General features: G+C 39.5%; 25 protein-coding genes, 1 tRNA gene and 1 riboswitch. Of the genes, 8 read left to right on the top strand and 18 right to left on the bottom strand.

Annotated features, from left to right (window positions below):
• Positions 1–20: 20 nt before the first annotated feature.
• The 7 genes from glgA to gloA all read right to left on the bottom strand — a co-directional run bounded on the left by glgA (position 21) and on the right by gloA (position 9,252).
• The gene (gene glgA, locus ACTVAI_RS07500) at positions 21–1,454 is read right to left on the bottom strand and encodes a glycogen synthase GlgA (RefSeq protein ID WP_443486308.1); all 1,434 of its coding nucleotides are present in this window, start codon (positions 1,452–1,454) and stop codon (positions 21–23) included.
• Positions 1,455–1,468: 14 nt separating this feature from the next.
• Positions 1,469–2,620 carry a glucose-1-phosphate adenylyltransferase subunit GlgD gene (gene glgD / locus ACTVAI_RS07495; RefSeq protein ID WP_443486307.1) on the bottom strand — a complete coding sequence of 384 codons (1,152 nt, stop codon included), beginning with the start codon at positions 2,618–2,620 and terminating at the stop codon, positions 1,469–1,471.
• On the bottom strand, positions 2,607–3,755 hold the full coding sequence (locus ACTVAI_RS07490; protein ID WP_443486306.1) for a glucose-1-phosphate adenylyltransferase: 1,149 nt from the start codon (positions 3,753–3,755) through the stop codon (positions 2,607–2,609). Before ACTVAI_RS07490 ends, glgD begins: the two co-directional genes overlap by 14 nt.
• A gap of 42 nt (positions 3,756–3,797) precedes the next feature.
• The gene (gene glgB, locus ACTVAI_RS07485; RefSeq protein ID WP_443486305.1) at positions 3,798–5,717 is read right to left on the bottom strand and encodes a 1,4-alpha-glucan branching protein GlgB; all 1,920 of its coding nucleotides are present in this window, start codon (positions 5,715–5,717) and stop codon (positions 3,798–3,800) included.
• Positions 5,718–5,969: 252 nt separating this feature from the next.
• Entirely contained in the window at positions 5,970–7,253 is a 1,284-nt protein-coding gene (locus ACTVAI_RS07480) for an alkaline phosphatase family protein (RefSeq protein WP_443486304.1), read from the bottom strand.
• A 116-nt stretch (positions 7,254–7,369) separates the two neighbouring features.
• The gene (locus tag ACTVAI_RS07475) at positions 7,370–8,254 is read right to left on the bottom strand and encodes a DUF4349 domain-containing protein (protein ID WP_443472920.1); all 885 of its coding nucleotides are present in this window, start codon (positions 8,252–8,254) and stop codon (positions 7,370–7,372) included.
• Positions 8,255–8,877: 623 nt separating this feature from the next.
• Positions 8,878–9,252, bottom strand: coding sequence for a lactoylglutathione lyase (gene gloA, locus ACTVAI_RS07470; RefSeq protein ID WP_443472919.1), 375 nt, complete (start codon positions 9,250–9,252; stop codon positions 8,878–8,880).
• A 131-nt stretch (positions 9,253–9,383) separates the two neighbouring features.
• Between gloA and ACTVAI_RS07465 the strand changes: the two genes are divergently transcribed.
• Complete coding sequence (locus ACTVAI_RS07465; protein ID WP_443486303.1) at positions 9,384–10,166, top strand: hypothetical protein; 783 nt, start codon at positions 9,384–9,386, stop codon at positions 10,164–10,166.
• A gap of 52 nt (positions 10,167–10,218) precedes the next feature.
• Here ACTVAI_RS07465 and cdd read toward each other — a convergent pair whose 3' ends face one another.
• Together cdd and ACTVAI_RS07455 are read right to left on the bottom strand one after the other, a co-directional pair.
• Positions 10,219–10,626: a cytidine deaminase gene (cdd, locus tag ACTVAI_RS07460; RefSeq protein ID WP_443473130.1), complete on the bottom strand. Its 408-nt coding sequence runs from the start codon at positions 10,624–10,626 to the stop codon at positions 10,219–10,221.
• Positions 10,627–10,694: 68 nt separating this feature from the next.
• The gene (locus tag ACTVAI_RS07455) at positions 10,695–11,792 is read right to left on the bottom strand and encodes an iron-containing alcohol dehydrogenase family protein (protein WP_443472917.1); all 1,098 of its coding nucleotides are present in this window, start codon (positions 11,790–11,792) and stop codon (positions 10,695–10,697) included.
• Positions 11,793–11,918: 126 nt separating this feature from the next.
• On the opposite strand from ACTVAI_RS07455, the gene ACTVAI_RS07450 reads away from it, so the two are divergent.
• Complete coding sequence (locus ACTVAI_RS07450; RefSeq protein WP_443472916.1) at positions 11,919–12,833, top strand: AEC family transporter; 915 nt, start codon at positions 11,919–11,921, stop codon at positions 12,831–12,833.
• A 42-nt stretch (positions 12,834–12,875) separates the two neighbouring features.
• Here ACTVAI_RS07450 and ACTVAI_RS07445 read toward each other — a convergent pair whose 3' ends face one another.
• The 3 genes from ACTVAI_RS07445 to ACTVAI_RS07435 all read right to left on the bottom strand — a co-directional run bounded on the left by ACTVAI_RS07445 (position 12,876) and on the right by ACTVAI_RS07435 (position 15,079).
• Positions 12,876–13,850 carry a DUF1002 domain-containing protein gene (locus tag ACTVAI_RS07445; RefSeq protein WP_443486302.1) on the bottom strand — a complete coding sequence of 325 codons (975 nt, stop codon included), beginning with the start codon at positions 13,848–13,850 and terminating at the stop codon, positions 12,876–12,878.
• 74 nt (positions 13,851–13,924) lie between these two features.
• Positions 13,925–14,473: a hypothetical protein gene (locus tag ACTVAI_RS07440; protein WP_443472914.1), complete on the bottom strand. Its 549-nt coding sequence runs from the start codon at positions 14,471–14,473 to the stop codon at positions 13,925–13,927.
• A gap of 87 nt (positions 14,474–14,560) precedes the next feature.
• Positions 14,561–15,079 carry a transcription repressor NadR gene (locus ACTVAI_RS07435; protein ID WP_443472913.1) on the bottom strand — a complete coding sequence of 173 codons (519 nt, stop codon included), beginning with the start codon at positions 15,077–15,079 and terminating at the stop codon, positions 14,561–14,563.
• A gap of 112 nt (positions 15,080–15,191) precedes the next feature.
• Between ACTVAI_RS07435 and ACTVAI_RS07430 the strand changes: the two genes are divergently transcribed.
• Both ACTVAI_RS07430 and ACTVAI_RS07425 read left to right on the top strand, forming a co-directional pair.
• Positions 15,192–15,635 carry a GNAT family N-acetyltransferase gene (locus tag ACTVAI_RS07430; protein WP_443472912.1) on the top strand — a complete coding sequence of 148 codons (444 nt, stop codon included), beginning with the start codon at positions 15,192–15,194 and terminating at the stop codon, positions 15,633–15,635.
• Between the two features lie 15 nt (positions 15,636–15,650).
• Positions 15,651–15,878 carry a hypothetical protein gene (locus ACTVAI_RS07425; RefSeq protein ID WP_443486301.1) on the top strand — a complete coding sequence of 76 codons (228 nt, stop codon included), beginning with the start codon at positions 15,651–15,653 and terminating at the stop codon, positions 15,876–15,878.
• Positions 15,879–15,933: 55 nt separating this feature from the next.
• Here the strand turns inward: ACTVAI_RS07425 and ACTVAI_RS07420 are convergent, their stop codons facing one another.
• The 3 genes from ACTVAI_RS07420 to ACTVAI_RS07410 form a co-directional block, all read right to left on the bottom strand.
• Complete coding sequence (locus ACTVAI_RS07420) at positions 15,934–16,575, bottom strand: YrrS family protein (RefSeq protein WP_443472910.1); 642 nt, start codon at positions 16,573–16,575, stop codon at positions 15,934–15,936.
• Positions 16,576–16,646: 71 nt separating this feature from the next.
• The gene (locus tag ACTVAI_RS07415; protein ID WP_443472909.1) at positions 16,647–17,096 is read right to left on the bottom strand and encodes a threonine/serine exporter family protein; all 450 of its coding nucleotides are present in this window, start codon (positions 17,094–17,096) and stop codon (positions 16,647–16,649) included.
• On the bottom strand, positions 17,093–17,863 hold the full coding sequence (locus tag ACTVAI_RS07410; protein ID WP_443472908.1) for a threonine/serine ThrE exporter family protein: 771 nt from the start codon (positions 17,861–17,863) through the stop codon (positions 17,093–17,095). Before ACTVAI_RS07410 ends, ACTVAI_RS07415 begins: the two co-directional genes overlap by 4 nt.
• 144 nt (positions 17,864–18,007) lie before the next feature.
• On the opposite strand from ACTVAI_RS07410, the gene ACTVAI_RS07405 reads away from it, so the two are divergent.
• The 4 genes from ACTVAI_RS07405 (at position 18,008) to ACTVAI_RS07390 (ending at position 20,172) form a co-directional block, all read left to right on the top strand.
• Complete coding sequence (locus ACTVAI_RS07405) at positions 18,008–18,796, top strand: NAD-dependent epimerase/dehydratase family protein (protein ID WP_443472907.1); 789 nt, start codon at positions 18,008–18,010, stop codon at positions 18,794–18,796.
• An 88-nt stretch (positions 18,797–18,884) separates the two neighbouring features.
• Entirely contained in the window at positions 18,885–19,193 is a 309-nt protein-coding gene (locus ACTVAI_RS07400; protein ID WP_443472906.1) for a hypothetical protein, read from the top strand.
• A gap of 58 nt (positions 19,194–19,251) precedes the next feature.
• Positions 19,252–19,354: riboswitch (TPP riboswitch) on the top strand.
• 70 nt (positions 19,355–19,424) lie between these two features.
• Positions 19,425–20,000, top strand: coding sequence for an energy-coupled thiamine transporter ThiT (gene thiT, locus ACTVAI_RS07395; protein WP_443472905.1), 576 nt, complete (start codon positions 19,425–19,427; stop codon positions 19,998–20,000).
• Positions 20,001–20,089: 89 nt separating this feature from the next.
• Positions 20,090–20,172, top strand: a tRNA-Leu gene (locus ACTVAI_RS07390).
• Between the two features lie 177 nt (positions 20,173–20,349).
• Here ACTVAI_RS07390 and ACTVAI_RS07385 read toward each other — a convergent pair.
• The 3 genes from ACTVAI_RS07385 to ACTVAI_RS07375 form a co-directional block, all read right to left on the bottom strand.
• The gene (locus ACTVAI_RS07385) at positions 20,350–20,547 is read right to left on the bottom strand and encodes a hypothetical protein (protein WP_443472904.1); all 198 of its coding nucleotides are present in this window, start codon (positions 20,545–20,547) and stop codon (positions 20,350–20,352) included.
• A gap of 18 nt (positions 20,548–20,565) precedes the next feature.
• Positions 20,566–21,018, bottom strand: a complete 453-nt coding sequence (locus ACTVAI_RS07380; protein WP_443472903.1) for a SprT family protein — start codon at positions 21,016–21,018, stop codon at positions 20,566–20,568.
• A 144-nt stretch (positions 21,019–21,162) separates the two neighbouring features.
• A partial coding sequence (locus tag ACTVAI_RS07375; protein ID WP_443486300.1) for an RNA-guided endonuclease TnpB family protein occupies positions 21,163–22,286 on the bottom strand: 1,124 nt, incomplete at its 5' end.

Genomic DNA, 22,286 nt, shown 5'->3' with positions numbered 1-22,286 from the left:
CTTAAAACTAAGTAGTTGTTCTATACAAGAGATTGATAGAGTGACAAATAGTCTTGAGCAGGATGGGTCCAACTGAAGTCGCTACTCATGGCCTGATGGATAATTTTTCCCCATTGTTCTGGTTCTTCTTCATAAACATCCAGAGCACGGTAAATTGTCCCTAATAGATTGTATCCGTTGAATCCCCAGAAGCTAAAACCAGTACCCTCTCCGGTAATTTGGTTGTATGGTATCACGGTATCCTTTAGACCACCCACTTCGTGAACAATTGGAATCGTCCCGTAGCGCATTGAAATCATTTGAGAAAGGCCACACGGTTCAAAGGCAGAAGGCATCAAGAATATATCTGCTCCTGAGTAAATTTGTTGTGCTAAAGCCACGTCAAAATCAATAACTGCTTTAAATTTATCTGGATAAGCTTGCGTAAAATAACGGAATGAATTTTCAAATTGTGCTTCCCCCGTTCCTAATATCACAATTTGAACTTCACGGGTATGCATTAACTCTTGTACTTTTTCCTCTACAAGCTGGAAGCCTTTTTGTCCAGTTAAACGACTGACGGCTCCAATGAGAGGAATCTTTTCATCAACAGGAAGTCCTAGACGCTCTTGTAAAGCTTTTTTATTCGCGACTTTACCACCCAAGTCAGTGATATCGTAATGGTGTGGGATTCTTTTATCTGTTTCTGGATTGTTAATATCGTAATCTATGCCATTAATAATGCCCCGAATTTTCCACGAGTTATACCGTAACGTGCCATCTAACCCTTCTCCAAAATCAGGCGTTTGAATTTCTTGGGCATAGGAGGGGCTGACTGTAGTAACAACATCTGAGAAATTGATGCCGCCTTTAAGGTAATTCACGTTATCGTAGTAAGCTACTCCGGCTTCATGGAAAATGTTATACCCCGTGCCAAAAACCTCACTTAGAACATCTTGCGGATAAACACCTTGAAACAGAATATTGTGGATTGTAATCACTTTGCGAATCCCCTTAAGTGCCTCAACCCAATGGTATTTGTCAACCAACAGGACTGGCACCATAGCGGTTTGCCAATCATTAACGTGGATAATATCTGGAATAAAACCAATCTTTTCCATCATTTCAATAATTGCCATCGAAAAGAATCCAAAGCGTTCACCATCATCCCACTCACCATACAAGCCTGGGCGATTGAAGTAGTCTTGATTGTCCACAAAGTAGTAGGTTACGCCTTCAAGTTCAAGTGTTTTAATGCCACAGTAAACCCATTTTTTTCCTACGCTCATATAAAAATAAACCAGGTCTTCAGCCATATCTTTATATTCTTCAGATATTTGGCTGTAGAAAGGGAGAACGACGCGAATGTCGACTCCCTGCTTTACTAGTTCTTTTGGTAAAGCTCCTGCTACATCGCCCAATCCGCCCGTCTTGATAAAAGGTGCTGCTTCAGCTGCTGCAAATAAGATCTTCATAAGTCTCCTCTTTTCTAAGCCTGAACGGTTCTATTTTTCTCAATCACAATCAGATTATCTTTTGAACCTTTTAGGACAACGCCCGGTTCAATGGTGACATTTTTATCCAGGATACAGTATTCCAATACAGCCCCTTCACCTATTTTAGCTCCTTGCATAATGATCGAATCACGAATTTCTGCATTTTTCGCTACTTCTACTTTGCGGAAAACCATTGAATTTTCAATCGAACCTGCAATGAAGCCACCAGTTGCCAATAAGGATCGTTTTACGTTTGCACCGTCGCAATAATAGGTAGGTGCTTCATTTTTAACTTTTGTAATAATTCTTCTAGGACCATGGAAAACAGCATCATAGTAATCCTTATCAAGCAATGCCATGTTTGCTTCAAAGTAAGACTTAATCGAATCTAAATTAGCTATCGGACCTTTGTGTTCATACGCATCAACTTGGTAGAACTGGGCATAGTAAGCAACGAGGCGGTCAATATCCATACGAATCCCTTCTTTGTCTGCCCGGTCAATTAATTCTAATAATTTAGAAACACTCAGCATATAGAAGTTTAGACTCATTGGAACCTTATCTTCTGTATAATCGAAATCAGCGCTCGAAACAAACCCTAATACATCATGATCACCGTCTAGGCGAAGCACCTTTTCGTGAGGGTGACCTTGAACTTCTTGGACGGGCATGTTTTTATAAACGACTGTCATATCCCCACTATGTGCCATATGAAAATCGCGAATATCAGAAAAATCTAATGAAGCAACAATTTTCCCACCGCCAACTACAACAAATTCTGCTTTTGATTTTACTAAAAACTCTTTTTGGTTTTCATAGAAATAATTTTCATCGAAATGTTGATCGCTCATTTGCTGTTTCATGTAAGTTTGGGAAAAAGTGAAAATCCCACCGCTTAAATTTGATTCCAGGTTCCATACAGCACCACTTCTAATGTGGTCATACACAGAACGTCCAGAACCACCAATAAAGATGGCCGCAGAATCCATTTCTGCGTGGCTAAGATTTGACAAATGGAAGTCTAAGGCCCGATACCGACTTGCAAAAGGTAAAGCTGCAACTGGTCGATACGTTGTTAATGGTTGCATTTCCCTTGTACTAGGATCAGTTAAACTCAGAATTGCCGTAATTTTATTCATTCTCATAGTCTGTTCCTCCTACTTGTTCTTCAAAACCAATTACTTGGATATTATCGCGCGTCCCAATTATTTTTACACCATCTTGGATATTTGCAAATTCACCAATAATAGCGTATTTAATCGTAACATCTTTGCCAATTGTTGCATTCGCCATAATAACACTATCTTCAATGGAACTATTAGCTCCTAATTCTACATTTTGTGACACGATTGAATGTTCAACAGAACCGTCAATATAGCAACCATCTGCTAACATAGAATTGTTAACTTTCCCATTTTCGGAAATAAATTGTGGAGGAGCGACCGGATTTTTAGAATAAATTCTCCAGTTGTCGTCCCTGATGTTCAAACTATGATTGGGATCTAAAAATTCCATATTGGCTTCCCACAGGCTATCGATCGTTCCGACATCTTTCCAATACCCATCGAAGGAATAAGCATATATGCTTTCATTATTTTCGAGATAGGCTGGAATCACATCATGACCAAAGTCCATCATTCCTTTGCTGCCGCTGTTATCATCCACAAGGTATTTCCGTAATTTTTTCCAGTTGAAGATGTATATCCCCATTGATGCTAAATTACTTTTAGGTTCTTTTGGTTTTTCATCAAATTCAATAATTTTGCCATTATCGTCTGTATTCATGATTCCAAATCTTGAGGCTTCTTTAATATCAACCGGAATTACCCCAACTGTTAAGTCCGCATCTCTGTCGATATGGGATTGCAGCATCGCATCATAATCCATTTTGTAAATATGGTCCCCTGATAAAACCAATACATATTCTGGGTTTTTGGAGTCGATAAAGGCGATGTTTTGGGTAATCGCATTTGCTGTTCCTTCAAACCATTTTTCACCCTCTGAGTTTGTATACGGTTGAAGGATAGTTGCTCCCTTTTCGTGTCCGCTTAATCCCCAAGGCTCACCATTTCCAATATGATCATTCAATTCGAGTGGTTCGTATTGCGTTACAACTCCAACTTGTCTAACGCCTGAATTCGCACAGTTACTTAATACGAAATCGATAATACGGTAACGTCCACCGAAAGGAACTGCTGGTTTAGCAGTTTCTCTTGTTAATTTACCCAATCGTGTTCCTTGGCCACCAGCCAAAATCATTGCCATCATTTTATTTTTCATATGCTTCAGGAAGAACAGCCAATTCTTCCCTTCCCCTCCTTTTTATGCTTTCTTGTTTTTGTTCAAGCCATAAACTCTTTTGGGCCGTACATATACTGTCCCCATAGCTGGGACAACCAGTTCAATTGTGTGCTCGAACTGTTTGTAAGGTTGATTTACTGATTTCATTTCTGGTTGTGCTTTTGTCCATGTTCCTCCAAATTCCAGCATTTCAGTATTTAATAATTCCTCATAGGTTCCGCGATATGGAACCCCAATTTTGAAATGACGTCTTTCAACTGGAGTGAAATTGGTGATAATAATTAAGAAATCGCGTTCTTTTTCAGACTTACGAATAAACGATATGACTGACTCTTCATTGTTATCCGCATCGATAATTTCCATTCCTTCATAAGATTCATCTATTTCGTGTAGCGCTTTCTGATTACGATACAAGTGATTCAATGTTTTAATAAAATGCTGATATTCTTTATTAAATTCATTTTTTTCCAGGGCATCCCACTCTAGTTCCTCATAAAAACGCCATTCCAAAAATTGACCAATTTCATACCCCATAAAGTTCAATTTTTTACCGGGATGAGCCATTTGGTAGGCTTGTAAAGTTCTAAGCGTAGCGAACTGGTTGTAACGATCCCCTGGCATTTTGCCCAATAATGAATTTTTGCCATGCACCACTTCATCATGTGAAAATGGCAGAACAAAGTTTTCGTTGAAGGCATACATAAAAGAAAATGTAATGAGGTTAAAATTATCTTTACGGAACAATGGATCCATCTCAAAGAATCGCAAAGTATCATTCATCCAACCCATATTCCATTTATAATTGAAGCCCAATCCATCCAGCTCATTAGGCTTCGTCACATTAGCCCAAGAGGTGCTTTCCTCAGCAATCATCAACATGTCTGAATCACGTGCAAAGATTGTTTTATTCATTTTCCTCAAGAAGTCTACACCTTGTTGATTATGGTTACTGCCATCTTCGTTAGGTGTCCATGGACCCTCATCGTAGTCCAGGTATAACATATTGGATACCGCATCAACACGTATCCCATCTAAGTGAAATTCCTGCATCCAAAAAATTGCATTTGAAATTAAAAAACTATGGACCTGCATTTTTCCTAAGTCAAAATTCATTGTTCCCCATCGGTTATTCACTGCCCGATTTGGATCGTGATACTCATAAGTTGGTGTGCCATCAAAATAAGGAAGTGCATAGTCATTTTTACAAAAATGTCCTGGGACCCAATCGACAATGACACCAATGCCATTTTTATGGGCTTCTTCAACGAATTCCCGTAGTTCTAACACATTTCCATAACGAGCTGCAACAGCAAAATAACCGGTTATTTGATAGCCCCAAGATGCTTCAAGCGGGTGTTCCATTAAAGGCATGAATTCAATATGGGTATAGCCCATTTCCTTTACATATGGAATTAATGTTTCAGCTAATTCCTTAAATGAATAAGAACGTCCATCAGGATGGCGCTTCCATGAAGCGAAATGCACTTCGTAGATATTAAGAGGTTTTTTGTAGATAGATTTTCTTTTTTTGTTTGCATACCATAAACTATCTTTCCATTTTTTTTCTGGTAAATCTTGGACAATTGAAGCATCTTTTGGTGGTACTTCAAAAGCGAGTGCATAAGGATCGATTTTATAAAAAGTTTTTCCATCCTGGGTCTCAATGAAGTACTTATAGCAATGGCCCACTTCTGCTTTTTCAGTGAAAATTGACCATGCCCCAGTTTCCCCAATGCGTTCCATTGGGATTTCACCCCATTCGGAAAAATCACCTACTAATGATACAGTTTTGGCATTCGGAGCCCAAACCGTAAAACGCCAACCGTTTTTATTATTCTCAGAGCTGGGTTTGCTTCCCATAAAACGGTAACTTTCAAAATGTTGACCATTATTGAATAAATACATTTCTTTTTCGATGTGTGCTAAAGCCGAACTTTTCATTTTTCCTTATCCTCCTCCATCAAATATTGTGTTAGAACTTTTCAAAAACATTTAACATTAAAAAATTCTCATCTTCATGATAACATTCCTAACTTTATTTTTCCACGACATCAGAACGTTTCGGGACATTATTTAAATATAATTTTATTCCCTTACATAAATTATGAGAATGTTTTCGCTATCATTTCATAATGCGATATAGAGCAACAATTTTACATTAAATTGTTCGGCCTCTTAATTCAATATGGTCTCTCATAAAAATAAATCTTTTAACACATGTCCATCCGTTTTATTAGGAAAACGAAGACCAATCGCATGCAATAGGGTTGGGCCTTCATCCACTAATCTGGCCCCATTTAAGCGAGCATCTTTATTGATGCCAGGGCCAGATAATAACAGCATGGTTTGATAGTTATTTTTATCTGGGTGGAATCCGTGAGCTGCTTTCGCCAGTGTTCTGCCTTTTATCGTTTTCGCGGTACTTTCCATAAAAGGATGAATAATGTCATCTTTAAAATAATATCCCCTTTTAGCTTCAAGGATAAAAATTGCATTTTCATCGACGCCATCGTATTTAAAATCTTCTTTACCAAAAATATTATCCAAACGGGAATCGATTCCCTTTAAAGCATCAAGAATCATTTTATTGGTGATGGTTGGATCTTTGCGATAAATGTATGCCGAACCATCTGCAGATTTCAAGATAACTTTCCAATCCGTAATTTGATTGCGTTTATTTACAGTAATCCAACCTTTATCAACAAACAAATGATTTGGTCTAATGACAGTATGGGTATCGATTTGATAATGATCACCCAAGACGGCCAAGACTGTATCTTCCTTCATGCCACTCTCACTTAGAGCACTTAAAATCTGGCCTAAATGTTTATCCATTCTAACAATTGCTTCTTTTGCTTGTGTGCTATTAACTCCGTACTCATGTCGGGTACTGTCTAAATCAACAAGATGAATAGCCATCATGTCGGGCTTCTTATTGCTGATGGTGTCCACCGCTACCGCTGTAATAAAATCATCGAGTTGTGGTTGTTCAATCCCGTTACGAAGGTGTTTAAATTTATTATTCATTTCAACAGTATATTTGAGACTCGAAGCATAACCCGAAACCATAATTTGGTTCTGCCAAGGACGATTCGGAAAAATTTCCGCTAGATTATAATCAATTACCTTACTCCTACCGGTTACAGGCCATAAAAGAGAACCAATTGTATAGCCTGCTTGTTTAGCGACTTGAAAAATAGTGGGTGTTTTTATTGCTTTCTCATACCAAAACCAATCTGGAGAAATACGTTCCGGCTGCAATAAAGTATTGTTGGTTATCCCGTGTTGATTTGGGTACATACCTGTAGCGATTGAAGTATGAGCCATATATGTTAATGACGGGTATACTGTTCGGATCCCAGTTACTTGGGCGCTTATTCCCATCAACTCTTTGAAATGGGGTAATGTTCGGGCAAATTCTAAATCTGCATCACCAAATGCATCTAAAGATACAATATATAGTCTTTTTTTTGTCATAGTTCAACCTCCCTTTTCCCTTTTATAATACCATATCATTGTAAGTAGTCCTCATTCTGTCTATTGAACAATTCAGCACTCTCCGAAATATTAGAGAGTGCTGTTATATGCTACTATTATTTTTTCTTTTTGCGTATAGTTTTGCGTATCAGGATAATGACCATAGTGATTAACACGATAATCACAATATAAGGGATTGCATAAATCAACCAAATGGCCGCATCTTGAACCCAATAATAGAAGCTGTATAGAGAATCAAGAAGTGCTTCTCTGATACGTTCCCAAAACGACTGTGATTGATTTCTCGTATTGGAAATACGTTGCCGTTCCAATAATTGTACATGCACTGCTGTATAATCGATTAAATCATCAATTTGATCTAATTGTGATTGCAGAATTTCACGTTCGGCGATAGTTTGACTCAAATTATCTTCTATTTGCAGGATTTGTTCTATTGTTTCTGCTTGTTCCAAAAGTTCATTTAAACGTGTTTCTTTCTGATTGAGGACGCGTATTCTGGATTCCGTATCGCGATAATTTTTAGTCGCGTCCTCAGAACCTATCTGTTCACTGATTTTTTCTGCATCCATCCCCATTAAAGCATCCATGAAAAGTTCTAAATTTTCTTTGGGTACTCTTACCGTGTAATCAACACGTCGAAATTTTTTTGGATCTGCTCCAAAGGAACCTGCAGGAGTGTACTGCGATTCATAAGAGTATTCTACATAGGCATTCTGCTCCCGTACAGTTTCCAAAATATGTTCGCGGGATTCCTCATAAAGTAGCGTTTCATATTCAAGATAAATAGTAGTAATAACTTTTTCCCCGATTAGTCCCTCTTCAATTGCATCGGATTGTCCGGTTACGGCAGCTTCGTCGCGCATGTCACTGTCACCTGTTGAAAGCCCGCCATCCGATTGCATATTATCTTCCTGATTTGTGGAACAGCCTATAAGAATAAAAGAAACTAAAAGCATAAAATATTTCCAGCACGTTTTCATACCACTCACCTCCGGGGAATCTATACCTTTATTATAGCAATCTCCAGGGATATAAGAAAGGGTTTTCATTATTGATGTTATTGAAATGTTGCTGGGTCATGACTATCAAAAGTCATTTTTTTCATTTTCATTTGTACCCTTCAATCTACTTACCAAACAAAAAAAGGTTCTTGGTTATCTAGTGTTGGTGAAGGAAATGCCCTTTGGCCTGCGTGTTTGCTTGTGTACTGCCGTGGGACCGCCCTGAGCCTGTAGTCTCCGGGCTTGCAAGCCTCAAAGGGACCGTAGACGCTGAAGCATCAACGGTCCCTACTTTCGCATTGCATCCTTGACACGGCCACCAGCAACCCAACCGTCCTGCGGGATTTCCGCGAAGAATACCTACCAACACCATAAATAATAGAACCACAAAAAAAAGAGCTACACCCAAAAGGGTGTAGCTCTCCTGCGGCATGATAATCATGGATAACGCCTTGTTCACATCAAATTGTTATCAAACATCCACTTACCGTGGTGTGTTAAACACATATGTCCCGCATCAACTACGATCGCAAATGGATCGTAAGTCGCCTCGTCGCATAAATGATATATTATCATATTAAAATGGGATACGCAAGTTTTTTTTAACGATCTTGTACAACTTCAATTTTATAGCCATCTGGATCCATTACAAAGTAATAACGGAAATCGGAATTAGGCAATCCTTTTAAATCCGTCATTTCAAAACCGGCAGTTTTATGAGCTTCATGCGCCGCTGGAACATCTTCCACAGCTATTGCGATATGACCATAGCCATCTCCTAACTCATAGCCTGGATGATCATAATTATATGTTAACTCTAATTGATAATCGTCACCCGGCAAGGATAAATAAACCAGAGTAAATTTATGTTCAGGATAATCTTTTCTAGAAACTTCTTCGAAGTCAAAAGCCTCCTTGTAGAAAGCCAATGATTTTTCTAAATCCTTTACCCGAATACAAGTGTGAACCATTTTCATATAAGATCGACTCCTTTTAATGTAATGTCACCATTGTAACATGAGCCTTGAAATTTGTTAATTTTACTTGTGCTCAAATTGAAACTCGATTATGCTAAGGGAGACCGAAATTGTAAAGGGGCAATTTTTAAATGAAACAATGTTATTTTTGTAATCACTCTATTCCTGATGACGCCGTTGTGTGTCCCATGTGTGGAATGGAAGTGATCGAAGAAAAGGGAAATAAGCCTTTCATAGAAAAGCAATCCTACAAAATAAATGTCGAAGCTTCATCTAGGAAAGATGAAAAGCAATTCAGCTTTAGAAAAGGATTATCTTCTTTATCACATTACGGGACTTTCCTGGCTAGAAAAACCGTTCACCCGCTAGAGAGCGTTCCCGACCTGAATATTCTGACCTTATATGGATATTTAACGCTCGTTATTTCCGCTGTTTTATCTGCTGGAATAGTGACGCGAGTCGTCGGAGCTTTAGAAAATACATACCAAGTTTTATCCTCTATCTCAATCTTACCTGTTCTAAGTTTTTCCTATTCCTGGCTGGAATGGTTAATAAAATTAAGTCTCTTTTTCTTCTTAAATTATTTATTATATGGTATCCTATCCTACCTCTTCCAAAAGAATAAAGTTGAAGGGCCTTCAACCTTTGGAAGTTGGCTGGCTGAGTTCAGCGCCATGAATGCACTCTACATTTTGATTTTACTCGCATTCTTTTTATTATCTTTTGTTGCTCCCATTGGATTGGGAATTCCGGCCCTTCTATTTGTGGCGATCCACCAATTAAGTTATTTGGTAAGTTTCCTTTTAACTATCGACAATATAAATGCTAACAAAAAATATTACCAGGGTCTCATTTCTACAAGCATCCATTTTCTATTGATGGTGGTTATTGCATACTTATTAATAAAAATATAAAAAAACGTATACCCATTCACCACCCTAGTGGTTAAGTTGGGTACACGTTTTTTTAATTATCCATTGTATCAAATGCATAAGGAACCAAATCCGAGACGGTTAAACGTTTGATATCACCTTTTCCATTTGTCACGAAAACCGGTGTGTCAGAATCACACAATTCCACCATTACCTGACGACAAATACTACAAGGCATGATGTAGTCTTCTACATTCGCAGCAACTGCGATGGCTGCTACATCATGCTTGCCGTAGCCCTTAGTGACACCAGTAAAGAGAGCAGTACGTTCAGCACAATTCGTAGCCCCGAAAGATACATTCTCAACGTTAACACCGGGAATTACTGTACCATCTTTATAGAGAACAGCTGCTCCCACCGGAAAATGAGAATACGGAACATAAGCTTTTTCTTTAATTTTTTTAGCTTCAGCAGCCAATGATTCGATTTGATTTTGCAGAATATCCAAACTAGTCAACCTCCTTGATAATGTTTAGTATTCCTATTATAACCGATGTTCACTGTAATGCTTTAATTATTAGTTTTTTCTAAGATTCTCATACCATCAGCAATCACTTTTGCCGTTATATTATAAGGATGCATACCAACAGGTGATTCACTACGAGCCGCAAATTGACCGATTTCCATTAGTTGTTCATCGCTTAAATAATCAAGCCCCATCTCTTTCAAGGACGTTGGAATCCCTAATGGAAAATAGAATTCTTTCAGCTTTGAAATTTCTTCCCATTTATTCTCGACTGCTAATTGAACCAGAATACCATAGCCTACTTTATGGCCATGTAAAAATTGATGTGATTCCGGAAAAACGGTTATCGCATCATGAATTTCATGAGCAACAGTGGTGCGGGCCAAGTAATCTCCAAAACCGCCAACCGTTCCACTAATAGAAATAATTGTTTCTATGACGGCTACTATTTCAGGAGAAATGACTCCCATTTCTAAATCAGCTAGCGCCTTGTTTCCATTTTCCAAAATGATGTTCTGACAAAGTTCTGCTGCTCTACGTGCCATAAGTAACATGGGACTCATTTGGTTCCCAGGCAACGACAAGATGACATCTGACTCATACCATTTCGCCAAAGTGTCTGCCATTCCTGCGATAAAATATTCTTTAGGGGAATTAATAACCAATGCTGGTTCGATCAATAACATCTTTGCTTGGACTGGTAAGACTTCCAAACCAGACATGCTCCCCTCTGGATGGTAAACAACAGTAACTGAAGTCCATGGTGCGCAGTTACTCGCTAGTGTAGGGATAGCAATGAATGGTAATGAATTAGAGAGATAGGCTGCATATTTGGCTGTATCTTGAATTTTACCACCACCCAAGCCGATAATGGCTTCGGCTCCCGTTTCTGTGGCACGCTTTGATACTGCCGCTATTGCCTCTTCACTTGCCTCGCCCATAAAATGGTATTCCTCTATATTAATATCTGAAGTTAACAACGGCTCCAAGAATGGTTGTGCTTTTTTCCATGATATAGTCCCATGTACGATAAGGATGCGAGTAATCCCAATCCTATGCAGCCGCATTGGCAAACTAGCCAAGACACCTTCTGCACAAATGTATTCTTGCGGACCAGGGTGAATCGTTAAAAAATCAGTCATATAAATTTTCCCTCCGAATGTCATATAAAGTATTCTCATTATAATCTAATTTGGTCGAAAAGGTAGAAAATAATATGGTAAGATAGTAATTATCTTTAACTTCAGAGGGGAGAAATTCATTAACTCATGTTCACGATATTATTACAGCAAATGTTAACAATGCTGATACTCATTCTTTTTGGTTTTGCTTTGGTTAAAAGAAAAGTCATCGACGGAAATGGCGCGAAACAAATTTCTACTCTTTTATCAATGTATGTGATGCCCGCATCGATGATTGCGTCCTTTAATGCTGACTTTGATTTCAACCGATTAAAATTGTTCGGCTGGGCTATCATTGCCGCTGTCCTAACAATTACGAGTCGTATTTTATTAAATCACTTTGTATTCGACGAAGAAGATCGCACGGCAAAGTATGGTGTTACTTTTTCTAACTCTGGATTCTTTGGTATTCCCATTGTTACAGCTTTAATCGGTACACAAGGAGTATTTTTTATGTCGGCCTATATTATGTGCAACAATATCCTTCAGTGGACTTATGGCCGTGCTTTAATTTCTGGGGATCGTAGTTCCATGAGTTTACGAAAAGTATTCACCAATCCTGGTATGGTTGGTGCTTTAATTGGCCTATCTATATACATCACCCAACTGCCACTTCCACAATTCATGTGGAAAGCAGTTAATAGCGTTGCAGCCCTGAATACTTCTCTAGCAATGATTATTATCGGTAGTTTTCTGGCTAATAGCGAATTGAAAGAAATTTTCACTAATAGGACTTCATATAAAGCAGCAGCTATGCGCTTAGTGATTACCCCCATACTGGCCATTATCATCATCAAATTGTTGCCTATAAATAATAGCGAAGTAGAACTTGTCATGACGATTGCTTCCGTTGCCCCAGCAGCAGCGAACACAGCAATTCTCGGGCGTTTATTCGGAGGAAACTACGAGTATGGAGCACGCATAGTCGTTTTAACTTCGCTCATTTCTATCATAACGATTCCTTTAATGCTGCAATTAGCGGAAATAGTCTATGCCTTATAACAAAAAGCGTTCTGCAAAAATGCAGAACGCTTTTTTCATATCCTAGTTAAATAAATTGAGAATTGCTTGCCAAATTTCATTGAAGAAATTACCAATCTTGTCAATGACACCACTGTCTTCAGCTTTTGAGACTAAATCTGAGATTTTACCTTGAACATTTTTAGACAAATCCTGCAATTGTTCTTTCACTTGTTGTGAGTCAATCGCGGATGTTTGTTGGTACTTTTCAAACAAGTCAAGCAGCCGTTGGAATTGTTCTTGCGTTACATAGCCTTCAAGTTGATTGTTTGCCAACGCCTCATTAATAATGCGTTCAATATCTTCTCTAGTAGCCAATTCGCCAACCTGGTCTTTTAAATCAGCCAATTCCTGCTTGATTTCAATGATAGCTTGATCCAAACGGGTAGTATCAAAGCCTTCGTCCGCAGCATTTTCTTGAGCAATTGCATTTGTCGTTTCCAGTTCTTCCTGGGCAACTTCCATACGATCTTGATCTAGTTTCTCACCATTGGCATCAAACGCTTTATAAATACCCGTCAAGGCACTCTCACCGGTTACACGGCTGATACTTGCAACAATCACATCTGCATCAGCAACACCAGCCGTAATAGCGGCATTTGTGTATTGCTCTTCAGTTATTTCAGTGATATTGTCAGGTGTTTGGATTGTAACTTCAACACCTTCACCGGCATCCTCTTTCTGGACAAGAACAGATGAAATCATCACTGATGTGTCGGCTGCACCTTCATTTAAATAGTTAGCCAGGTCCTCACCGGTAACAGCCATGCTATTAACATTGTCCATGACTTCGATACCTAATAATTCCGCTGTTTCTTCTATTTGAACTTCTGACAGACCCCCGCCATAGACAAAGGTGGGTTTGCCCCACTTTTCATTGATTACAGTCGTATCAATTCCTGATTCACTCGCTAATACGTTTTTAGGGTCCAGTGTCCCCGTAGCACCTAGCGTTACAGTAGTAGTTAATAATACAAGCGACTTTTTTAAATGTTTCATTTATTCACCCTCCTATAACAATAAGAGTAATCTTTATTGTTTTAATAGACATCCAACCTAGGATGTATTTACCATTAAGCTTTGACAGTTTTACTCGGTACAGCACGCCATACCATTCTAGCAAGTTCCAAATCAACCATACTATGGATGACCGTACCTACACCGACGAGCCCCATAACAGAAATAAGTAGGCCTTGATCATAATAAGCGGTCGACAAATTGCCTGCGAAATAAAAAACTGATACAACCAGCACTTCACATAATGCATGTAAAATTCCAATTAAAAAACTATAAATCCATCTATTTTTGGTGATTGCCATAGTTTTTGGGTGTTTAGATAAATACACTGCTCCTAAATAAGCAAAAATTAAATGGCTCGCTGCTCGAAGGGTAACAACAATCGGGAATCCACCTAAAAGGAAACCAAACGCAGTTCCAATCGCAACTGCAACAGCTACATAGGGGGAAATAAACATCGCGATAAAAGTAGCTACATGGCTTGCTAAAGTAAAAGAAGCGGGTTCCAATATTATTTTCAAGGGAGAAATCATCGGTATAAGTATTCCTACTGCAATCAATAACGCTGCAATAGTGATTTTTCTGGTACGTTGTCTATTTTTCAAAATACATCAAAACCCTTCATCACAATTTTATGTCAAAACAGGTGTCTTGACACCTACCTTTTGATTATAGTTTTTTCATTGAAAAAGTCAACCATATAAAATCCCTGCTGTTTCGAGTTCAGATTTAATACGGTTAAAGGTCTTCTTATCTTTACACTGAATGGTATGTGTATGAATTCCACCAGTCAATGAAGCTAACATTTTTGATTCATTTTTCTTCACTTCTTTTAAATACTCTTTAATGTCAAAACGATTGGCAATTCTTAATTTTCCCGAGATCGTTCCGTACAATGGGTGTTCTACGATGACATCCAACACCTGTCCCCCATTATCAACTATGATCTGGAGTTCTTCTTTCGTTTGATCAGCGGTGTGCAAGCAGACAATTTTACCTTGATAAAGATAAGTTTCTTCCTCATTCCTTGGGAGGAGGTAACCCCTTGGAGTCGATAAGATATCATATCCCTCTGCTCTTAATAATGCTATATCCCCCACTATGACTTGTCGGCTGACATTGAATTGCTCTGCCAATTTCCTCGCACTCACAGCCACCTCAACCCGTTTGAGGCATTCTAAAATCTCTTGCCTTCGTGCCACAGTACTCATCAATATCCCCCTTTTCCAGAAATTCATTAATTATATTTTATCACGTTACCACTGACTTTTCCTACCTTCTCTACTATAATAAGTAAAATAGCAATATGAAAGGATCGTTGAGATGCTGAAGTTAACCAATCTAACAGAGGAAAACCTTGATGCAGTACTCAGTCTTAAAATGGAAGCTTGGCAAGCCGGAAAATTACCCACTGTGGCAGAAGAAATAGCCAAGGCTTATGTTGCACCTGATATACGGATACCTTTAGTTATCAACCAGCGAGAGGAAGTTGTCGGCTTTATGGTATTCGAGTTTTCAAAAACTGGTGATTCAATCAACTTGCCCTATTTTATGATGGCTTGGCAGCACCAAAACAAAGGATTCGGTACAGAAGCCTTGCGTAGGTTTATTGCATATGTCGACGGCTTGAATCATATACAACATATACGTTGTATTATTGGAACAGGGGATTTAATCGGTAGAAAAACCCTTGAATCTGCTGGTTTCATGCGGGGATTTACAAATATAGAAAAACGCGAAAATGAGATGGTTTTTATTGTTCGCTAGATGATGGAGGTAATTATGGATTCTATGAGATACGAAGCGTATCGTGAATGGCGGGATAGTATGTTGCTTTTTCAAGAAGACTTGGAATGGGACGAAAATGAAGAGGCAGACTTCGCCGTGTGGGATGCCGCAGATCACGAAGCGCGCGACGATTTTAATCTGTTTCTTGCAGCAAAAACACTCGACCAAGTTAGCTTCACTGAAATGAAAGAGATGGAATTACGATACGAGGAAGAGAACTGATTTAACAAAACTTCACAGTCAAAAAGAGGCGAACCAATGGGTTCGCCTCTTTTTATCATTGTACAACTTCTTTAATTTCGTCATAGCGGGTCACTTGCCAACCCTTGCCGTCAACCCAGGTGAGATAAGCTTTATAAAAACGTCCTGTTGAAGTTTGCATAATTGTTGCGGTAACACGCTGGTCCCCGTCGTTTCCAATCCAATACTCAACCATGTCCCCCTCAGGGATGCCTGTGGCTTGAGCAGTTGCTTGCTTTATTTCAATGCGATCCGCACTTCCGTCGTTATAATTCGTCACATGTGTCCCGGTTTGCGTTGTTCCGATAGGTGCCCAATCTCCAACATATGCTTTGATAACATTTGGATCGTTGGATGCCACTTCACGTACTTCTGATTCCTCTGATTCTTTCGATTCAGATTCTTTACTTTCAGTTGATTCCACCGATTCCTCAGATGATTCCGAATCTACTTCAGATTCTGTTTCTTGAATGATCATTGAAGATTCAGATTGTTTGGAATCAAGGGCTAAATCATTCTCGTTTGCCCCGTTTGATCCAGGATAAATTAATTCCAGCAGTAATATAAAGATAGCAAGAACAAGTAAACCAATAGATAATTTCAATACTAAATCAGAACGACCATTATTTTTTTTATTGTGTTTATTTCGCTGTGCACGAGATTGTATTTTATCTGACAAAAAACTCGCCTCCTAACGAATATCTTACCATTACTAGTTTACTACCGTTTAATAATTTGATTACAACATGATTACTTTTTTGATAAACTGATTACTTTCAGGCGTGCTTGAAGATTAAACATCGAATCAACCAAAAATATGGAAACAGCAATTGCGCCCGACACGAGTAGAGCTCCGTTTAAATAAACCGTGGCGCTACTATAATCGCCTTCAATAAAAGAAAAAACAGCTCGATAAATCCCTTCCCCCGGTACAAGCGGAAAAAATGCAGGTAAAAAATAAATAGTCGTGGGTGTTTTCAAAATACGGGCAAAATATTGCGAAAAGAGAGCTATGGTCAAACTTGCCAATAAAGTCGCAACCACATTTTCAAAAAACTGTAAACTAATCAAATATACAAACCATCCCAGAGCTCCCGTTAAACCGATATGGAAGAGAGAGCGTTTAGGAGACTGCAGCAGTACCGCAAATAAAACATCGGCAATAAAAGCAACGAGTGATTCAAAAATTATCGTAATCATCCGAATAATCTCCCTCCTAAAACTAATCCAAAACCAATCCCCATTGCCACAAAAACAGCAATTAAGAATGCTTCAAGTATTTTTGCCCCTCCGGACATATAATCTCCTCGGAATATATCCCGCACCCCATTTGTCATGGCCGTACCAGGCAATAAAGGCATAATTGCAGAAATTATCATAATATCTTGAGAAATCGGAACTGAAACGCTTGTCCCAATAAAATAAGTAAGCAGGGCAATAAAGAAACTTGCGACCATGTCAATAATAAAAGATGTTACACGCCAACGGCCACCATAATAGCGAATAAAAGCAACAGCTATTGAAATGGGAATGAGAGCTGTAAATTCTGTCCATCCGCCCTGATACATAATGGCAATCGCTTGGATAAACCCGATAAGGGCAATCGATTGAAATAATTCATTATACGTTTTTCCATTAATATCGTTCAGTTGCTTATAAGCCTCTTCGATTGTAATGACCCCACTAGTCACACGACGTGAAATATCATTGACTCTGGTAATATTTCCCAGATTCGTACTGCGCACACTGATTCGTTTGACAACAGTTATGGCATCCATCTCCGGACTATCCAAAGTCGCTATCAATCCAGTTGTAAGCGCCAAGGCATCAATCATTTTTAATTCTGTTAGATTCAATATTCGTGTAACAGTCTCCTCCACGCGATACGTCTCTGCATTGCTTTCCAGCATTATTTTCCCAGCGAGTACCGCTGTATCCATATAAAGTTCGTAATCCATATTCGGCATTACTCGGTCCCCCCTCGGTATTTTATGTGTGAATGTAGTATATCCTAAAAGTTGAATACTTTCTTTCATTTTCGATGGCTTTTAATTGACATTTAATTTCTATATTTATAAATTTAGTCTATAAACGTGCAGGAGGTATGTAAAATGGCTAAAATATTGATTACTGGTGCTAACGGGAATATAGGGACCGTATTAACCGAATATTTAAAACCAAATCATGAACTAACTTTAGTTGATGTCGAATTTACTAATTTGTCTGATACATTACTCGAAGGACTCATTTATTTGGATATCGATTTAGTCAAACCAGAAAATTGGAATGACTTGTTGACTGATATTGAGTACGTTATCCATTTGGCCGGTGATCCTAGTCCTGAAGCAGATTTTTACGGTACCTTACTCGATTTAAATTATAAAGTTCCCCATAATTTATTCGAAGCGGCTATAAAAAGCAACGTTAAACGCATTATTTTTGCCAGCTCTGTGCACGCAATTATGGGATATCCTAAAAATGTTCAAGTAAAAACATCAGATTATCCAAAACCGGCAGATGCATATGGTGTTTCAAAAGTATACATGGAAGCATTGGCTAGTTTCCATGCCTATACTTCCAAGCAAGAAGCGATTGGAATCAGAATTGGCGGTTTTGATAGTAAAATTGAACCCGGTGTAACAGATATGGACGGACTTGCCATATATTTGTCCAAAAGAGACATGTGCCATCTAATCGATTGCTGCCTGGAAGCCGAATTGGCTGAACCTTTCTTATTGGTCAATGGCGTCTCGAACAATCGCTTCCCGCGCATGGATATTTCCCAGGCGCATTTTGACATTGGCTATACACCTAAAGATGATGCCTTCAAAATGCTTCAAGATGGTGTATTGGATTTCAAGGAAGAAGATTCAGTCGACATGGAACCGGGCGAAGAATAAGATGGAAGGTTCCTTTCTGACGTTGCGGCAAGGCAACTTTATTTGTTATACTAGCAAATAAATACATTAGAAAAGGAATGAGATTTTTTTGGCAAAGAAAAAAGGATCTAACATCCAACGAAAAAATATCCAAACGAAAACATCTATTATCCACCCTTCTGTGGGTAATTATAAAAAAGAGACAGAAACTAAACAAACTGAACACGTTAATTCGTATACATTCTCAACAATCGGGATGTTCGCTGGCTTGATCATCGGTTATTTATTTAATGAAATAAATTGGGGCTTTGGAATCGGGTTATTTACAGGTGCCCTCATCGACTTTATTATCAATTTCCGCAAGAAAAAAAATTTCGAGGAAAAATTTAATCGTACATTAGAAAATAGTACAGATTAAACGATTGTGTTGCATTGTTTTATCGGCTATGGTAAGCTATATACAATTGAATAGGACACTTATCACAAAGGGGAGCCGGAAACGGCTGAGATTGAATGAGAATTCTAACCCTCTGAACCTGTTTCGTTAATGCGAGCGTAGGGATTGTGTGAGTTGAGAACACGTTAATAATTGTTTTCTCCTCCTTTGTAGTAGGTTAGTTCCATTCTACAATAAGGAGGAGATTTTTTTATGTCAAAAAATTTAAATGTCTGGATTGAAGCCACAATAATGGCAGCCTTAGCTACGGCGTTATCGTTCGTCCCACTAGAGATTGGTCCGAGCTTCACTATTACAGTTGGCCAGCCTGTACTAATCTTATATGCCCTACGTCGTGGCTTTGTTCCCGGTATGGTAGCAAGTTTTCTATGGGGAATCATGCATATTTTTGTCGCAAATGCAGACATCCTGACTCCTCTGCAAGGTTTTATTGAATATTTTGTTGCATTCGGATTCAGTGGGTTTGCCGGAATTTGGTCCAGCAAAACACAAAAAATGATGCAGTCAGATGATAAATTTCGCGCTAGCCTATATATAGTTCTCGCTTCTGTTGTCGGAACCGCAGCTCGATTCTTCTGGCATACAATCGCTGGTTATTATTTCTGGGGGCAATACGCACCAGAAGGATGGAGCCCTTGGTTTTATTCAATCGTTATGAATGGTGCCAGTGCCTTTGCTACAGCTACTTTTACAGTCGTTGTATTGTTGGTCATTGTTCGCACCACGCCTACTTTATTCCTGCCTAAAACGAAGAAACTAGGCTATTAATAAATTTTCCGTGTTCCAACAAACTATCGTTGGAACACGTTTTTTTGTGTTGACAAAAATCGTTTTCAGACCTATACTGAAATAGTTGCGCGGTCATGGCGGAATGGCAGACGCGCCAGCTTGAGGGGCTGGTGGGGGCAACCCCGTGGAGGTTCAAGTCCTCTTGGCCGCATACGATAAATTATTAAAGCCACCTAATCGGGTGGCTTTTTTTGTATAAATAATTGTTTGCGAAAACAAAACTGTTAGAAAAAAATTGCAGTGTAAGTAAAAAAATGCACAACTATTTGGATTTTACAGAGTCTTGTACAGACTGTTATCAAAACCTGTTCCTGGTTTCTTTGTTACCTTAGGTCTTTAATTCCTTCTCGATCAAATCTATTGCTATTTCGAAAGCCGTTATTCGCCGTTTAGCCAAAGTAATTTGTGATTTGTATCTTTCGCTATTTTCTTTCGCTTTTAGTGTCTTCAACGTTTCCCTCAATTTATGTAATATCGAAGCAATTTGTCTTTTTGCTTCGAGCAGCTCTTCTTTGGAATAGTCCATCCTCTTCATCCCCATGTTTCACATTATTTTCAAAGTCAACTTTCCTTTGCATCGTCCACATACATATTTAGCGGTATTTATTTTCTTTTTCCTTGGGATCATTTGCCCACAATCTGAACACATATAATGAAGCAATTTTTCTTTTTCAAGTTCAGAGCGTAAATCCTTCACGTAGCGACTACCACCTGTCGCAGCTAATAACTGCTTAAAATCTTGATCCCTATGACGATAACCTTTCCCTTCCAAATGTAAATGGTAATGACAAAGTTCGTGCTTTATAACAGAAATTAACTCTTCTCTTCCATATAATTCCCAAACCCTTTTATTGAAATCGAGATTATGACTACGTAATAGATAGCGCCCCCCGGTCGTTTTCAAACGTGGGTTGAAAGTTGCTTGGTGTAAAAACGGACGGGAAAAATATTTTAAGGAAATATCCTCAACTAGTTGTTGTAACATCATTTGATTCATGCTTCATTCAGCCTTTCTAAATCCCAGGTGAACTACTCGGGCATGAATGCCCGAGCTTCTGGGAACAACGCTGCCTTACCCGATGGGTTTCCAACGGGCAGCGGGTACGTCTCTTGACCAGAGCCAGTCCCTGGCTCGTGCCGTTTACCGTCCGGCGGACGCTTTGGCAAGGATATTCCTTGCGGCATTGATATCCCGGTCGTGATGCGCGTGGCATCCCGGACAGGTCCATTCGCGGATGTGGAGCGGCTTCTTTCCGTCCGGACGCCCGCAGGCAGAACAATCCTGGCTCGTGTAAGACGCGTTAACCAGGACCAGGTTCTTTCCATACCACGCGCACTTGTATGCCAGCATGGACTTGATTATCGCCCAGCTGGCGTCCGCGATGGAGCGGGAAAGTTTCCGGTTCTTCATCATGTTTTGGGTGCGTAAATCCTCCAGGACGATAGTGTCGTAGTTTTGGACGAGGTGGGTCGTGTACTTGTGCAGATAATCGTTGCGCTGATTCCGGATTTTGCGGTTGTACTTCGCGACCATCTCTTTCGCCTTCTGGACGTTGCGGAAGGACGACAGTTCCAACTCTTCTCCGGTCGTTTCCTTATGCGCTTCCATCTTTTCCAAAGCAAGCCGACGGCGGCGGGCTAATTTTCGTTCCCACGTTCGTTTCTTTTTGGCCAGGGAGCGTTCGAAGTGTTTGTTATTAAGCTTTGTTCCATCAGAATGGATAGCTAGATGTGTGAGACCCAAGTCAATACCAATGGATTTTTCGGTGAGGGGCAGCTTCTTCATCTCTTCCTCCACCAGGATTGAGGCGGTATATTTGCCGGTCGATTCTTTCCGGATGACGGCACTCTTGATTTTTCCGCGGATGCGATCCAGGCCGTAGGCCTTCATCAGCCCCAGCTTCGGTAGTTTCAGATAGTGGTTATCCACCACCTGGATGTTCCCGTTGACGCAATTGGATTTGTAGCTGTTTTTCGGACGCTTGCGTGACTTGAAGCGGGGGAAGGCGTTCTGTTTCTGGAAGAAGCGGTCGAAGGAGTCGGCCAAATCGGCGGACGCATACAGGAGGCTGGTGCTCTCCGCCTCCTTCAGGAACGGAAATTCCCACTTCATCGCTTTGATGAGGTAGTTCATCCCAAACTTATTGACGAAGGAGCCGCCGTTCTCATAGCGTTCCTTCTGCATGGCCAGTAACTGGTTCCAGAGGAATCGGTTCAGCGTAAAGTTCCGTTCAATAGACTGTTTCTGCTGGATAGTTGGGTAAA

This window comes from Jeotgalibaca sp. A127, assembly GCF_052266745.1.
Classification (GTDB): Bacteria; Bacillota; Bacilli; order Lactobacillales; family Aerococcaceae; genus Jeotgalibaca.
This window is presented reverse-complemented; position numbering and strand designations above follow the sequence as displayed.